Source organism: Pedobacter roseus (assembly GCF_014395225.1).
Classification (GTDB): domain Bacteria; phylum Bacteroidota; class Bacteroidia; order Sphingobacteriales; family Sphingobacteriaceae; genus Pedobacter; species Pedobacter roseus.
In genome coordinates this window covers 1,543,898-1,559,112 of record NZ_CP060723.1, presented here as the reverse complement: position 1 = coordinate 1,559,112, position 15,215 = coordinate 1,543,898, and the positions used below count along the sequence as shown (strand labels likewise).

The 15,215-nt window shown below is 41.3% G+C and carries 13 protein-coding genes; 5 read left to right on the top strand and 8 right to left on the bottom strand.

All coding sequences use genetic code 11. From position 1 onward, the window contains the following. Positions 1-303: 303 nt before the first annotated feature. A complete protein-coding gene (locus H9L23_RS06875) occupies positions 304-2,079 on the bottom strand; it encodes an aminopeptidase P family protein (protein WP_187594268.1) in 1,776 nt (591 codons plus the stop codon). Positions 2,080-2,303: 224 nt separating this feature from the next. Further along, a complete protein-coding gene (locus H9L23_RS06870; protein ID WP_246474873.1) occupies positions 2,304-3,833 on the bottom strand; it encodes an arylsulfatase in 1,530 nt (509 codons plus the stop codon). A 288-nt stretch (positions 3,834-4,121) separates the two neighbouring features. Here H9L23_RS06870 and H9L23_RS06865 point away from each other — a divergent pair, with 288 nt between their 5' ends. Beyond that, on the top strand, positions 4,122-4,697 hold the full coding sequence (locus H9L23_RS06865; protein WP_187594267.1) for a dihydrofolate reductase family protein: 576 nt from the start codon (positions 4,122-4,124) through the stop codon (positions 4,695-4,697). Positions 4,698-4,706: 9 nt separating this feature from the next. On the opposite strand, the gene H9L23_RS06860 is transcribed toward H9L23_RS06865, so the two are convergent. After that, positions 4,707-5,588: a sugar phosphate isomerase/epimerase family protein gene (locus H9L23_RS06860; RefSeq protein WP_187594266.1), complete on the bottom strand. Its 882-nt coding sequence runs from the start codon at positions 5,586-5,588 to the stop codon at positions 4,707-4,709. Between the two features lie 93 nt (positions 5,589-5,681). Beyond that, positions 5,682-7,331: a DUF4980 domain-containing protein gene (locus H9L23_RS06855; RefSeq protein WP_187594265.1), complete on the bottom strand. Its 1,650-nt coding sequence runs from the start codon at positions 7,329-7,331 to the stop codon at positions 5,682-5,684. 73 nt (positions 7,332-7,404) lie between these two features. On the opposite strand from H9L23_RS06855, the gene H9L23_RS06850 reads away from it, so the two are divergent. Continuing rightward, positions 7,405-7,908, top strand: coding sequence for a hypothetical protein (locus tag H9L23_RS06850; RefSeq protein ID WP_187594264.1), 504 nt, complete (start codon positions 7,405-7,407; stop codon positions 7,906-7,908). Positions 7,909-8,161: 253 nt separating this feature from the next. Next, entirely contained in the window at positions 8,162-9,094 is a 933-nt protein-coding gene (locus tag H9L23_RS06845) for a patatin-like phospholipase family protein (RefSeq protein ID WP_187594263.1), read from the top strand. A 42-nt stretch (positions 9,095-9,136) separates the two neighbouring features. Here the strand turns inward: H9L23_RS06845 and H9L23_RS06840 are convergent, their stop codons facing one another. From H9L23_RS06840 to H9L23_RS06825, 4 genes are all read right to left on the bottom strand, one after another. Further along, positions 9,137-9,526: a RidA family protein gene (locus tag H9L23_RS06840; RefSeq protein WP_187594262.1), complete on the bottom strand. Its 390-nt coding sequence runs from the start codon at positions 9,524-9,526 to the stop codon at positions 9,137-9,139. 135 nt (positions 9,527-9,661) lie between these two features. Continuing rightward, the gene (locus H9L23_RS06835; protein ID WP_187594261.1) at positions 9,662-10,750 is read right to left on the bottom strand and encodes a PAS domain-containing sensor histidine kinase; all 1,089 of its coding nucleotides are present in this window, start codon (positions 10,748-10,750) and stop codon (positions 9,662-9,664) included. 218 nt (positions 10,751-10,968) lie between these two features. Further along, on the bottom strand, positions 10,969-12,126 hold the full coding sequence (locus H9L23_RS06830) for a zinc-dependent alcohol dehydrogenase (protein WP_187594260.1): 1,158 nt from the start codon (positions 12,124-12,126) through the stop codon (positions 10,969-10,971). 21 nt (positions 12,127-12,147) lie between these two features. Continuing rightward, positions 12,148-12,525: a hypothetical protein gene (locus H9L23_RS06825; protein WP_187594259.1), complete on the bottom strand. Its 378-nt coding sequence runs from the start codon at positions 12,523-12,525 to the stop codon at positions 12,148-12,150. A gap of 372 nt (positions 12,526-12,897) precedes the next feature. Here H9L23_RS06825 and H9L23_RS06820 point away from each other — a divergent pair, with 372 nt between their 5' ends. Beyond that, on the top strand, positions 12,898-14,301 hold the full coding sequence (locus H9L23_RS06820; protein ID WP_187594258.1) for a hypothetical protein: 1,404 nt from the start codon (positions 12,898-12,900) through the stop codon (positions 14,299-14,301). 331 nt (positions 14,302-14,632) lie between these two features. Further along, a complete protein-coding gene (locus H9L23_RS06815) occupies positions 14,633-15,058 on the top strand; it encodes a hypothetical protein (RefSeq protein ID WP_187594257.1) in 426 nt (141 codons plus the stop codon). Positions 15,059-15,215 lie beyond the last annotated feature (157 nt).

Genomic DNA, 15,215 nt, shown 5'->3' with positions numbered 1-15,215 from the left:
ATTTATTGTGCGATTGAGTGGAAAACTACCCCATTAGCACAACAGCAAGTACCTAAACGCGATTGCAGCGGCAGCCCCGAACGCAGGGAGGGCTACAGCGTAAAGCGCGACGGACATTAATTGAAATGCAGTTATTGCTTTCCTTATCCTTCAATTAACTCCCCTCAGCGTGGTATTGTAACTCCATGTTTTGACTCATACGGTAACCAGCATCCATATACAGTCATCATTCCCGCGCAGGCGGGAATCTTAAAGCGCTTGCCTTAAGACCATAAATTAATTCAGTATAATAGTAACCCGAAATTAAATTGGGTAACACTTCGCTTTCAGCCACTCCGATTCTTCAGTTGATAGCAGCGGTTGAAGCTGATCGAAAACCTGCTGATTATATTGATTTAGCCAGGTCAGCTGATCGGGTGTTAAAAGCGATTTATTTATAAGGGTAGTATCGATAAAACATAAGGTTAAGGTTTCAAAGGCCAGAAAATCTCCAAATTCGCTACTTCCATGCGGAACGCATAACACCAGGTTTTCGATCCTTACACCATGCTTCTCAGGACGATAAATACCCGGTTCGATAGAGGTTACCATACCTGGCTTAAAGGGTATATCTAAATTAGCGGGGTTAATGCTCTGAGGGCCTTCGTGTACATTGAGAAAAAAACCGATACCGTGACCTGTACCATGCCCAAAATTGATAGCATGTTCCCAAAGCGGATTTCTACAAATGGAATCGATCTGATAACCTTTTGTACCTGTCGGAAAAATCAGTTTAGAACCTTCTATCAAACCTTTCAATACCAAAGTATAATCATCAGCCTGGCGGGCTGTACAATTTCCTACAGGCATCACCCTGGTAATATCGGTTGTACCATAATGATATTGTCCTCCAGAATCGACCAGGAACAAACCATCTCCGGTAATTTCCTGATCGCTCTCTGCCGTTACGGTATAGTGTGGCAGTGCGCCATTGGCATTGTAACCCGATATGGTATTAAAACTTAAGCCAACAAAAGATGCCTGTTCTGCCCTGTAAGTTGCTAATTTTTCTGCTGCAGACCATTCTGTAATCTTTTCTTTGCCTAGATGATCTTCCAGCCATTTAAAAAACCTGGTTAAAGCTACGCCGTCTTGCAGCATGGCTTTACGGATATGGCTGATTTCTGTTTGATTCTTTAAGCCTTTAAGGTATGTGCTCGGGTTAATTCCTGAAATAATCTTCGCTTCTTTTGGTAAAAGCTGGTACAAGCCAAAACTGGTGCGTTTAGGATCGATAAAAATCCGGGTATATTCTGGCAATTGTGTCAATGCGCCGGCCACATCCTGGTAAGGATATAAATTAACACCTTGTTCTTTTAGGATTTCCTTATCGCTTTGCGAAAGTTTTTGTTCATCGATAAAGAGTTTTACCTCTTCAGGTGTAATCAGGGCGAAAGCCAAAGCAACAGGATTATAATCTACATCTTTTCCCCTGAGGTTAAAAAGCCAGGCAACATCATCAAGTGAAGAAATTAAATGATATTCCGCTCCATTTTGTGCTAAAACGGCCCTAACTTGTTCTATTTTGGCCGAAATACTGAGCCCGGCCGCTTCCTCGTTAATTAAATAAGCTTGTTCCGCTGGCAGCCCTACCCTATCGGTCCAAACGGTACTGATAAAGTCTACGTCCTTCACGGCAATTTCCTGTTGTTCGAGTTTGTTTTTGATATCAATAGCCAGGGCTACGGTAATGAGCTGGTGGTTAAAACTAACTGTTGCTCCTTTAGATAACACTCCAGGCAACCAATCGATGTATTCGGGCGTGTGTGGCACAATTAGTTTCACCAATTCATAGCCTGTACCTTTCAATTGCGTTTCTGCCTGGCTAAAATATCTTGAATCTGTCCAAAGACCAGCAAAATTCTGTGTAATTACAAGTGTACCTGCAGAGCCGGTAAAACCGCTGGCAAAAGGGATGGCTTTATAATGTGCGGGCAAATACTCACTGATGTGCGGATCTGCAGCTGGAATAATATAAGCGTCTATATTTTGCGCGGTCATTAAATCGCGTAAAGCCTGCAATTTTTCTATATAGGTCATGTTGAGGAAGAATTAATATCGGTCAAATTTAAAAATTACAATGATATACACAGGGTGAACAGGTAAAGATTTTGCTTCCGAATGCTATAGCTTAGCGTTTTTAGCCGCGGATATACCATATAGGTGAATCGACTGATTAACCACAGATATACAGTTTTTTTTATCTGTATACATCCTTTTTACTAATGGTTAAATCTTTTAGCATGTAATGAAATAGTCAGAACTTACTGTTTTTCTTTTTCCAGCACGGGTATTTCGAAACGTTTAATGAGCGGTGTATGGTGTTCCTTTTTCGAAATGGCCATCATCTGTTTTACAATATCAGGATGGGCCGAGGCAACGTCATTCTGCTCTTTAAGGTCGGTATTTAGGTCGTACAACGTCCATTTATCATTGCCTTTCAACATCTCCAATCTTACCCCTTTCCAGTTCCCGATGCGAATGGCCTGCTGTCCGCCATATTCAGGGTATTCGAAATAGAGGTAATCATGTTGTATCTGTTTTCCTTTGTTTAAAATGGTCGGCAAAATGCTTAATCCATCAATTCCGGCTGGTGTTTTAATTTTCAAAAGGTCGCAAAAGGTTGGCATGATATCCAAAGTGGAAGAAATGAGGTCGCTGGTGGCTCCTTCTTTTACTTTTCCAGGCCAGGATACGATAAATGGTTCTCTGATGCCCCCTTCCCTAACAAAACCTTTGCCCCAGCCGTATTCGCCTTTAAAAGGACCATTGCTGTTAAAAAATACCGGATCAGCGCCTGCATTAAAGGCAGTACCGTTATCGGCACAAAACATAATGATGGTATTGTCGTAAACGCCTTCATCTTTGAGTTTCTTGATCAATTGTCCTACCTGCCGATCGAACAATGTGATCATAGCCGCATAGGTTGCGCGGGGATAACGGCAAGGAAAATAGGAACCGCCTAAAAATGGTTTCTCTTCGCCAAACTTTTTATGATAATAATCAACCAGGTCTTTAGGCGCCTGTAAAGATACGTGTGGCAAAGGACTGGCATAATATAAAAAGAAGGGGTTGTCTTTATTTTTACCAATGAAATTCAATGCAGCTTTGATCAGAAAATCGGGTGCATAGTCGTTCTGCTGGTATTTTTCATAGTTCTTTTCGTTTAAAGGATCAAGATCTGCCGGAAATTTAACATCCGGATCAACGATCTTATTATCAAGCGGTACCCTGTTTTCGTTCTCCCATAAATGCCCGCTGTAATAGGTGTGATCCTGCCGCTGGCAAATGAAACCGTAAAAGTAATCAAACCCCTGGCGGTTAGGCACACTAGCGGTCATCGGACTTCCTAAGCCCCATTTCCCTACCAAAGCGGTATTATAGCCCACCGTTTTTAATACCTTAGCAATGGTGATGGTAGAATCGGGTATAGGATACTGACCTTCGAGAAAAGGATTTGCTTCCATCGCTTTAAAATTCCATACATCGCCACGTTCGCCCCACTCGTGGTTACCACGGATAAATGCCTTGCCTGAGTTAATACCGGTCATTAAGCCATATCTGGATGGTGCACAAACGGGATAGGCATAATGTTGAGTAAAACGCATACCACGTTTGGCGAGTTCATCTAAATTGGGGGTTTCAATTTTTTGCTGTCCGTAGCTGCCCAGTTCGCCGTAGCCCAGGTCATCTGCAAGGATATACACAATATTGGGTTTGGATGTAGTTTTTTGAGCATAAGTGCCGGCAGTGCTTAGGCCAGCCAATAATATTAGGTAAATTCTTTTGATCATATACATTACCAGGTTTAGGTGATACAATATATTGATAACAAATGTTGCTGTGCTTATTTTTCTCTGCACAAACGTTTGCATAACAATGGCATATTGCCACATTTGAACAAAAACAGGCATAGTTTTAAACTGAATCTGATCTATTGTACCCTGTTTACTCCTGATTCAGTAAAATGGATCAGCATCAAATACAGCTAGTCACAAAAGCGGCCATATATTGTCACGATTGCCCCGTATGCGTGTACCTTTTGCTATTTATCTTTGATTAACAAGTAAATGGGAAATAAAATGAGAAAAATAAAGATTTTTGAACATATCTCGCTTGATGGGGTAATTCAACACGAAAATGATGAACACTTCACCTATGCCGGATGGACAAATCCATATCGTACCCCTGTAGGTTTAGCAATTTTGCTGGAAGCACAGGGCACTAATTTCGATTTGCTACTTGGCCGAACAACCTACAACCAGTGGTCTGAATTCTGGCCAAAGGCAGGCGACACGCCTATGGCAAACAGCTTAAATGCCGCGACGAAATATGTGGCCACACACAGACCGGACAGTTTAGAATGGGGACCAGCTGCAGATTTAGGTACTGATATTATAGCTGGTATCCGCAGCATCAAATCAACAGATGGCCCCGACCTGGTTTTATACGGAAGTTCTACCTTAACCTCATTGTTAATGGAACAAGGTTTGGTTGATGAGGTGGTATTGATTGTGTACCCGATTTTACTGGGACGGGGCAAACGTTTCTTTTCTGACCGTGTAAAGGCTCAGGAACTGGCTTTTGTAAACACCAAAACGACTCCTACAGGTTTGTTATTAAATACCTATAGATATGTTGGTGCTTTGCAAAGCTAAATTTTCCTTCTATTTGGAAGAATAAACCTCTGCAAGCTGAGCAGAAAGATATTTAAAGGCCTGTGGCATTTCTACGGCGGCATTACTGATACTGGCTTCCATAAAGATATAACCTTTATAGTTGATTTTCTTTAATGCCCGTAGGTATGGCCTGAAATCATCGCCAGCTACGCCCGGTAAAGTACGTTTCACTTTTTCGGCAATTTCACAAAATCCTACTTCTTTAGCTGCATTAATAATTTCATCGGGCGATTCGCCTTCACGCAGCATGTGGAAGACATCCACATTCAGCCTAAAATTGGGTTCGTTTACCTTTTTTACAATTTCTGCTGCTGCTTTTAACGAAGTAATAAAATTGGTTTCAGTGGTTTCGAGGTTTTCTAACAGGATTACGACATCGTTTTTCTTTGCAATCTGCCCGAGTTTTTTGCAAAGCATTACAAAATCTGCCTTTGCTTTTTCCATATCGTAACCTGCAGGAATACTCCTCGCTCCGGAACTACCCAGCACGATATATTTTACACCTGCTTGTTTTCCCCTCGAAAGCACAGTTTCGGTATAACTTAAAACTTTTGCCTCATCAACATCGGGGCCTGCTATTTTTAAACTACCCGGAAAGAAGAGATTACAGCTTAACACTTTACATTTCGCGGCTTTAATCCTTTTCAAATTGGCTTGAAACTCAGCATCGCTCAAAGTGGGCGATAATATTTTCGGCACCGATTCACCGATTAACCTGAAGCCAGCCGCATAAGCTGTACTATCTTGTGCTAAACCGCTTACAATGCCTAATTCCGGGTATTTTTGCTGCGCCGAAAGTGGACCTGAGGTCAGGAAAATAAGGAAGCTGGTAATAATTGATAAGGATGTATTTTTCATAATGTTACTCATTCAGAACAGGATTAAAGGATTTCAGGATTAACAGGATCATAGTTTTTAAATGATAGGATCATAGTTTTATAATGATTGGGGCGTTATGCGTGTTTATTCCCAAATCGATTTAACAGAATAAACCTTTAAATCTTTAATTTCGATATTATTTCCCCAAAACTGAAAGCCTTCGGTGTTTTTACCATCTAATTTTCGTTCCATCGAATAAGAATAAGCACCACCATCAATAAAAACTTCAATTGAGGTCCTGTCGATATAAATATCAGCAGAAATTTCCATGCTCGTCATATCCTCTGGCGAATAAAAAACACCGTTTACCAGGTTGAAATTCATATCATAATCCAGTATTTTCTGCCCGGAAAGGCTGAGACCCGCACTGGTGGCATGAGAAAGTTTCAGTTTTGTTTTAATCCGGATCCTGTCTGTATTGTTAAAGGTTTTGAGTTTTTCGATGGCATCCTTTGCACTTAAATTGCTCCATTCGCCAACGCTTTCGAAAAGCTGTTCTGCCTCTTTTACCGGTTCGCTTACCAAACGTAAGCCATCTTTTGTGGTTTTAAGTTTCAGTTCGGTGGGCAAAAGCATCATGCCGTTGAAAGGCATATCAGGGTGACCGATCTTGCCCCATCCTATCTGGATCCTCCTGCCATCACTTTCAGGGATATTGGTAAAGGTTTGAGCGGCGTAAATGCTTCCGGTTACATAATAATGTTTTCCAGATTCAGGCGTAAATTTCTTGCCGTCAAAAGTACCGGTCATATAGGTGTTGGAAGCCCCATACATTACCCATTTCGTTTTAGTTTTATCGCCATCAATGGGTAGTTCGAATAAATCAGGGCATTCCCAAAAACCAGTGGTATGGCTTTGGAATGTCCAGTCTTTTAAATTGGCTGAATTATAAATCGAGTGACCGTCACGCTCATTCAGCACCATTACCCAATGTTTGCCGGGTTTGTACCAGAAAACCCTTGGGTCTCTGGTATCTACACTGTTCCATTTTGCTTTCGAATCAATGATCGGGTTTTTACTGTATTTTGTCCATGTACGTCCTCTATCTAAACTATAAGCCACACACTGTACCTGTTTTTCATCGGTAAAAGCAGTGTAAGTGGCCACCATGGCAGGTGTGTTGCCTTTGTTAAAACCAGCAGTGTTGTCATAATCAATTACGGTTGAACCAGAAAACATCGTACCTGTTTGATCAGGACTTAAAGCGGTTGGCAACTCTTCCCAGTGGATCATATCTTTACTTACGGCATGGCCCCACGACATATTTTCCCACTCTCTTTCGTAAGGATTATGTTGGTAAAACAGGTGATACTCGCCTTCGTAAAATATAAGGCCGTTCGGATCGTTTATCCAGCCTCTTTTGGTCGTAAAATGAAACTGTGGACGGTTTTTCTCCTTATAAATGGACTTTTGACCTTCAATTTCGTCGTTCTGATAAATTTTCTGCAATCCGGCTGCATCCCCTTCATAACTGATTTTTATTGTTTTACCTTTCAGTGTGCTTACATCACAGAAAACCCAATATTCGGGTTCGTCTTTTGCCAACCGGATTTTAAAAATCCGTTCCTGTTTGCCACCAATTTCGAACATCATATTTGCCCTGGCCTGCTTTTGCGAAACGGGCAGGTTGAGGTAACGCTTGTTGATTTTGATTTCGATATCAGCTGCAAAGCCAAATTTGGATAGAAATAGTAAAGTGCCAATGGCCAAAATTGCTTTGTATATAGTTTTCATGTTCCGGAAACGGTAAATCGTTTTATCTATAAAAGGGAATACTGGTTAGAAAAGGAAAAGATAACTAAAAATAATGAGGCTGGTTAAAGTGTATTATTTTATTTACGTGATTCCTGTAGTTCCAGGAGCTCCGGAACATCCTTGCCCCGGCGAGGCACCTGAAAGCTCCTTCGTCGAACCTCAGCGCAGCATCGTTGAAGCTAAAAGCTCCGGCGAGGCACCTGAAAGCTCCTTCAGCGAACCTCAGAGCAGCATCGTTGAAGCTAAAAGCTCCGGCGAGGCACCTGAAAGCTCCTTCATTGAACCTCAAAGCAGCATTGTTGAAGCTAAAAGCTCCGGCGAGGCACCTAAAAGCTCCTTCGTCGACCCTCAGAGCAGCATTGTTGAAGCTAAAAGCTCCGGCGAGGCACCTGAAAGCTCCTTCATCGACCCTCAGCGCAGCATCGTTGAAGCTAAAAGCTTCGGCGAGGCACCTAAAAGCTCCTTCGTCGACCCTCAGAGCAGCATTGTTGAAGCTAAAAGGTCTGGCGAGGCACCTGAAAGCTCCTTAATCGACCCCTCAGAGCCTAATCATTGAAGCTAAAAGCTCCGGTGGGGTACCTGAAAGCTCCTTCGTCGACCCTCAGCACAGCATCGTTGCAGCTAAAAGCTCCGGCGAGGTACCTGAAAGCTCCTTCAGCGAACCTCAGGGTTTCATCGTTAATACCAGAATCTTTTAACTTAAAAACTCTAAGAATCAATGCGTAATTGACTCATTTTTGACTATACACCAGACTCCAGACTTAAAACTAAACCATTATATTTGATTATAATTTTCTTAGGAGCGTATCATGAAGACATTGGTTATTTCGGGCGGTGGTAGCAAAGGTGCTTTTGCTGGTGGTGTAGCAGAATACCTCATTAAATACCGCCAAACAAATTATGATCTTTTTGTGGGTTCTTCTACCGGTAGTTTGCTTATTCCTTTTTTGGCCATTGGCGATGTAGCACGCATTAAAAAGCTCTACACCACCATTTCACAATCCGATATTTTTACAGTTTGTCCATTCATCGTTAAATACAAAAACGGAAAAGTAAAACTGCGCATGAACCATTTCGGGATTATTAAGCAGTTTATTAAGCGACAGAAAACCCTTGGCGACAGTACAGGTTTAAGAAATTTAATCAGGAACAATTTTAAGCTTAAAGATTTCGAAACCATCAAATCGCTGGGTAAAGAAGTGGTGGTTACCGTGGCCAATTTAACCACACAACTAATTGAATACAAATCGAGCAATGATTATGGTTATGAAGATTTTTGCGACTGGATGTGGGCTTCGTGTAATTTAGCCCCATTAATGAGTCTTTACCAGAAAAATGGCAACGATTATGCTGACGGAGGTTTCGGGAACCTGATCCCGGTGCAGGAAGCGATTGTAAAAGGAGCAACCGAGATAGATACCATTGTTTTAAGACAGGAAAAAGCGGTTTATAACAACCCTCCCCTTCAAAATGCGATTGAGGTATTTGCCCGGACGAGTGATTTTATGCTCAACCAGATTGCGAACGACGACCTGATTATCTCGAAACTGCAAACGGCAAATAAGAATGTAAAAATAAATTTCTATTTCATTAACCGCGAACTCACCACCCATTCTTTTGTATTTAATAAACAGGAAATGACCACCTGGTGGCAGGAAGGATACGACCTGTTTAAAGCAAAAGACTGTACCACACATGTACTGGCAGTTGAAGCAGATGAGGGAATTAAACTGACCAGATAAAAAATGAGTTTCGGTCTGTGTGAACACAGACCGGGTTTTAATTTACTTTACAACAGTAGCTTCTAACTCAACTTTCAAAGTTTCAAAAAGGCTTTTTACTTCGAGCAAGGTTAGCGACTGCTGAATGTTGTGTTTAGCGATCCAATCCTGAAAGATATTAAAGTGCGGCCAGAGCTCGTGGGTAGCTGTGGTATAAATATTCAGCCTTACAATGCCACTGCATTCGTAACCTGCCTGTGCAATTACGGTTTCGAGGTTTTTCAGGGCAGCAATCAATTGTGTTTTCATATCTGCATCGCTCGATATTCCATCATCGCTAATGGCTGTCTGGCCTGAAATATATAAGGTACTGGTTACATTTTTTACTTCAACAGCCTGTACATAACTGCGCTGATCTTGCCATTTCCAGGGATTAATGATTCTTTTTTCCATCTTGCTGGTGTTTTAAATTAAACACCACAAAATTGCAGATAGCAATTGGAAGCTGTTGTTGATAAACCGCACGATTTTAATGTGAGGTTTATCACAGTTGCATTTTTTTATTTGCTGCGTAGTTTAGTATCAGGTTTAATGGGTAATATGTTCTAATTTTAAATACACTTTAAATACAGACCCTTTGCCAACTTCACTCTCTACGGTAATTTTTCCACCCGCATAATCAACAATTTCCTTTACCAGGTAAAGGCCTACACCGGTACCTTCAACATCATTATTTAAGCGTTGAAATTTAGTAAAAATGGTATTCAGGTTTTCTTTTGCTATCCCCATGCCGTTATCAGAAACGGTTATGGTAACATAAGCTTCTTCTAACGCCGTTCTGATTGTAACTACAGGAGCACGGTTTGCAGATTGATATTTAATGGCATTACTAACAAGATTATATACAATACTGCGCAGTTTTCGCCTTACAAACATTATTTCTGAAACCCCTATTTCAGTATTTATTACTGCTCCGGATTCTAAAATCTGAGGAGCAAGTGTAAGGCGGGCATCCTCTACAATATGCTCAAAACTGATCAGCTCTGCAAAAGCCTTGTATTTTTGCTGGTGATTTCTTGAATCCGTTAAATCGAAAATCACATCTTTCATTTTCTGTAAACTGTTCTCTACTTTCTCCAGTAAAAGGGGAAACCGTTCCATGCCTTTATCCGGCAATGCCTTTAACATTTCAATGGTCAGGTCAAGGCTGGTAAGAGGTGTTTTAATGTCGTGCGATATGGTATCCAGTAATAATTCATGTTCGGCAATCAAACGTTCCTGCTCTTTCAGGTCTCTGATGCGCATGGTGATCTCCACAAACGTAATAATCACTCCATTGGTTTTATTATTTTTCCTTACGATATAGGGTAGTATATTCATCTGGTACCAACGAAAATCGATGGTTTGAATTTCTTTTTCGAGGATTTCTCCTGTATCAATTACCTGCTGGATATTTTCCAGAATAGAAGGGAAACGGAAATTTTCTTTAACATCAGTTATTGGTTTGCCGATGTCACTGTCATTCAGGCTAAACTGTTTCATTGCAGGAGGCGTAAACTTCCTGAGCGTTAAAGATGCATCAACAAAAAGCTGTGGGATAATGGTATTACGGAAATAATTCTCCAGTTCTTCATTTAGATCGGTTAGTGCGTTAACCTGCAGTTTTTGATCGTGCATTTTTATGTTTTTATATATCAGGGATCGATGATGAAAATTCGTACAGATACGAAATCTTTCTAAAATAGTAAGAAAATTATCAAGGAAGGCAAAATTGCTATAAATACGCGTAGTAATCTGCAAAAATTAAATCGGGTATCGTTTTAAGCTTATAACCTTATCAATCCAGGATGGGTAAAAACAAAGGGCAGGTCTGGTGCCTGCCCTTTATTAAAAATTTAAGGTTTTAATACCACTTTTACACAATCCTCTTTTTTCTCATCAAAGATTTTGTATCCATGTGCCGCTTCCTCAAGTGGCAAACTGTGTGTAATGATATCATCAAGTACCACTTTACCATCGTTAACCAAACCGATTAGTTTATCGATATAATTTAAAACCGGAGCCTGCCCCTGCTTAATGGTAATGCCTTTATCGAACATACGGTGCAACGGGAAATTATCGTAAGTTGAGCCATAAACGCCCACAATGGAAACGGTTCCCATACGGCGAACGGCTTCAAAACACATATCGAGTACTTTCATCGATCCCTTTTCGAAATTAACTGTTGCCTTTACCTTATCCATAAAACTACGTTCGGGTTCAAAACCCACCGCATCAACACAAACATCAGCACCACGTCCGCCCGTCATGGCGCGGATGGCCTCAACTACATCAACTTTATGCGGATTTAAGGTATCAACATTATTAACGGCCTTTGCTTTTTCTAAACGGTAATCGAGCGGATCGATGGCAATAACACGGCTTGCTCCGTTTATCCACGCGGCTTTTTGTGCCATTAAACCCACTGGTCCTGATCCAAAAACAGCCACCACTTCGCCACCTTTTAACTGCGCCCAATCAATGGCCGACCAACCCGTTGGAAAGATATCCGTTAAAAAAAGGGCCTGCTCATCGGTTAAATGTTCGGGCACAATGCGCGGACTTACATCGGCATAAGGAACACGTACGTATTCTGCCTGCCCACCCGAATAACCTCCATAAAGATCGGTATATCCGAAAAGCGCCCCACCCTTCTGGTCCATCATATCGCCATTCGGGCCATAATGCTCATAATTGGAATTTTCGCAAGCGGGTGAAGCTTCATGGGTACAGAAAAAACAGGTACCACAAGAAATCGGGAAAGGTACCACTACCCTGTCGCCTTTTTTAAGGTTGGTGATACCAGCGCCCACTTCTTCAACAATACCCATAAACTCATGACCCAAAATCATGTTTTCCTTTTGTGGCACTGCGCCGCTTAAAATATGCAGATCGGAACCACAGATGGCGGTTGAAGTTACTTTTAAAATAACATCACGAGGATCGAGGATTTGCGGATCCGGCACATTATCTACCCTGATATCTCCTGGTTTGTGAAAAACAGCTGCTTTCATAATTCGGTAGTTACATCTGGATTAATAATTATTTTCTTTCTCTTCTGATTCGTCATCATTTTCACTTTCGAAACCGATTTCCTCCTCATCATCATCGGCCAGGGCACCATCATCGGCCAGGGCATCAAGATCAGCCGTAGTTACCGAGGGATCATCGTAATCGGCATCACTTCCAGCCATCTCGTCTTCCGCATCATCATCTTCAACGGCCTCATCGCTATCGGCATCGCTACCCTCAGTTTGTTCATCAAGATCAGATAATTCATCTTCTCCTTCTGCGCCGCTTTCACTTACCGGACCATCCGTAGCATAAGAACCATCATTCTCATTTGTTTGATCAGCATTTACCTTGTTTTGATCCAATTCGTTTTCGTTCTGCTCAAAATTTAAATTTTCCATGTTTTTATAGGTTGATCAGGATTTTATTATCCTTATTTAAACAACCTTATGTAATTGCCAATTGTTCAGCTAACAGCCGTTATTTATGCCCGCATTTATACCCGATTTTAATAGTGCGCTTAATGCCTTTCTTACTCATTCAAAAATACATTTGCGTAATATTTAAATTACAAACAAGTCTTTCTGTTTTAAATTGCTAACTTAAATTAATGATCCGCCCGTACAGGTGGATTTATTTTCAACCAATTTACTAAAACGTTTTATTTATACGATAAATACGTTTTACAATTGTTATGGGCCGCAAAAGATGTCGAAAGTGGGATGGCCGGTATGATTTGGGAATCAACTCAAACCTAAATATAAAAACCTATTATGAAACACAGATTAATCCTCATCCCGGGCATCCTGATCTTGCTTAGCCTCTCCTGCAAGAAAAAAGAACTGGAACAACAAGAGCAGCTTTTGAAAAAACCTGTCACACTGGCCAGTACCAATTTATTGGCCGAACCACCGCTAACCTGGCAGGAACACTGGTTCGACCATGTACAGGTGCTGCAACGCTTCTACCACGATACGAGCATTGTGGTTTACCACGATAATGATGTAAGCAGCACGGTTACCTGGCCTAATACCTATCTGGCCCAGGTATGGAACTATACCAAAAGTAAATATGGTTCGTTCGGCCCTGATTCACGTTTGTGGGCTATTTTTCACACGGGTAAGTATAGCGGCGGCCACCCCAGCACCTATATGGATGCCAGTCACGATTACCGGAATGTAATTGATGTAGGCTCATCGAGCACCAGCGCATGGTTATCGGGGACGGGTAACGACCTTGATATTACCACGCATGAGGTAGGCCATATTGTGGAAGGTGCATCGAGAAATGTGCTAAACTCTCCTGCATTTGGCATCTGGCACGACAGTAAATGGATGGAAATCTACATTTATGACGTTTATGTTGGCCTTAACCGCACTGCCGATGTACAACGCTGGTATAACCTGGTGGCCAATGGGGCCGAAAATTATCCAAAAGCACAGACTTACTGGTTTAGGGACTGGTTTTTTCCGATTTATAGTCAGCAGGGCGATGCAGCTTCTTTAAACAAATATTTTAGTTTACTGGCGCAATATTTCCCAAAAGAAACGGTAAATAACGGACAGGGCAACATTACCCGTTTTTCGAGATCAATGAATTATGGAGAATTTATCCATTTCTGGAGCGGAGCAACGGGCATAGATCTTAAACCCCTTGCTTTAAGCGCTTTTGGCACACTCGATGAGCAGGGCAACAACTGGACCACACAATTAACAACTGCCAGAACAGCTTTCCCTGGTGTAAGTTACCTGAAAGATACTTCAGGCTCGGCAACCCTAAGCGTAAGCAATGAAAATGCAGGTGGTGCTGGTGCTGCTGAAGGTTCGTCGAAACTGGCCGATAGCTACTACAATACCAAATTCTTTTTGGGTGGCTATCCTGCTACTTTCTGGGCGCAGCAAACTTTTACATCAGCTCAGGTGGTTAAGGGTTATACCATCACTGCCGGCAATGATGCTCCAGACCGTGATCCGAAAGGTTGGAAATTAATGGGATCTAACGACAATGTGAATTTTACACAGCTTGATATCCAGAGCAACCAGACTTTTGGTTTAAGAAGACAAACTAAAAAAATACTGATCAGCAATACCACAGCCTACAAATATTATAAATTGTTTATCACTTCGAACAATGGAAGTGCAGATCTGCAGTTTAGTGAATGGAGGTTGTTGCAGTAACATCTTAACTATAATGGCCAGGGATTTATGAGTTGAGCAATCCCCGGCCGTTATTACCATTGCCTCGCAGCGCCTGTTCCGATTTTTCGGAAGGTGTCCGCAGTACGGTCTATCATTGTTTTTTTTGAAAATCAATACCTGCATTTCAATTCGGTGTTCATTCATGATGTAACGACATTTCCCACTTCGACTCCACATCTACAACAATAAGATTCTTTACTGCATTCAGAATGACAACCTATTAAATGAATATAATCCCATCTAAAAATCATATAAACTTTCGCCAGAATTATATAACTCTCTTCGATCAGCGCAGCATAAATTTGTTGCTATGAAACTTAAGGCAGTTTTCTTCCTCGTAGTATTTATGCTCAATACCCTTGTGGGTTTTGGCTGTTCCATATTAATGGGAAACGAAGGACATGAACACAGCCATCAGGAACATCAGCATCAGGCTTCAAGCCATCATCACTATACAGATCAATCACCTGATGGTGCTTATAGCAATTTAAAAATCACATCAACTGCAAATTCCTGTTGCAAAACGCTGGTGAATGATTTTCTTATACAGGGCAAACTCATTCCAGATTATGCAAAGCTGAACCTTAAAGCACCCGCGTTGGTTCCGTTTGGTTTTAACTATACTTTCATTCAGGAAGAAAAAATCATTAATGCAGATCAGCAAAATACCGATCAGCATCAATACCATCCGCCGCATCCCGACATCAGGATATCCATACAGAGTTTTCAGATATAGCATTAAGATAATATCTTTTTGTATCCCGCTGATTTCGCAGAAAAGGGAAGCAGATTTAAACATATCTATAATATGTTTAAATAACATCTGCTGTAAGCTGCGCTTTTAATCCTTTAAATCTGCGGGAAAAATTAAAAATCTTAATGCGGTTTAAATC

What these genes read in the sequence shown, in the direction of transcription:
- H9L23_RS06840 (WP_187594262.1), bottom strand. Translation starts at nt 9,526, where the DNA reads ATGGAAAAAAGAATCATTAATCCCTGGAAATGGCAAGATCAGCGCAGT.
- H9L23_RS06845 (WP_187594263.1), top strand. Translation starts at nt 8,162, where the DNA reads ATGAAGACATTGGTTATTTCGGGCGGTGGTAGCAAAGGTGCTTTTGCT.
- H9L23_RS06860 (WP_187594266.1), bottom strand. Translation starts at nt 5,588, where the DNA reads ATGAGTAACATTATGAAAAATACATCCTTATCAATTATTACCAGCTTC.
- H9L23_RS06875 (WP_187594268.1), bottom strand. Translation starts at nt 2,079, where the DNA reads ATGACCTATATAGAAAAATTGCAGGCTTTACGCGATTTAATGACCGCG.
- H9L23_RS06865 (WP_187594267.1), top strand. Translation starts at nt 4,122, where the DNA reads ATGAGAAAAATAAAGATTTTTGAACATATCTCGCTTGATGGGGTAATT.
- H9L23_RS06830 (WP_187594260.1), bottom strand. Translation starts at nt 12,126, where the DNA reads ATGAAAGCAGCTGTTTTTCACAAACCAGGAGATATCAGGGTAGATAAT.
- H9L23_RS06820 (WP_187594258.1), top strand. Translation starts at nt 12,898, where the DNA reads ATGAAACACAGATTAATCCTCATCCCGGGCATCCTGATCTTGCTTAGC.
- H9L23_RS06835 (WP_187594261.1), bottom strand. Translation starts at nt 10,750, where the DNA reads ATGCACGATCAAAAACTGCAGGTTAACGCACTAACCGATCTAAATGAA.
- H9L23_RS06815 (WP_187594257.1), top strand. Translation starts at nt 14,633, where the DNA reads ATGAAACTTAAGGCAGTTTTCTTCCTCGTAGTATTTATGCTCAATACC.
- H9L23_RS06855 (WP_187594265.1), bottom strand. Translation starts at nt 7,331, where the DNA reads ATGAAAACTATATACAAAGCAATTTTGGCCATTGGCACTTTACTATTT.
- H9L23_RS06850 (WP_187594264.1), top strand. Translation starts at nt 7,405, where the DNA reads ATGAGGCTGGTTAAAGTGTATTATTTTATTTACGTGATTCCTGTAGTT.
- H9L23_RS06825 (WP_187594259.1), bottom strand. Translation starts at nt 12,525, where the DNA reads ATGGAAAATTTAAATTTTGAGCAGAACGAAAACGAATTGGATCAAAAC.
- H9L23_RS06870 (WP_246474873.1), bottom strand. Translation starts at nt 3,833, where the DNA reads ATGATCAAAAGAATTTACCTAATATTATTGGCTGGCCTAAGCACTGCC.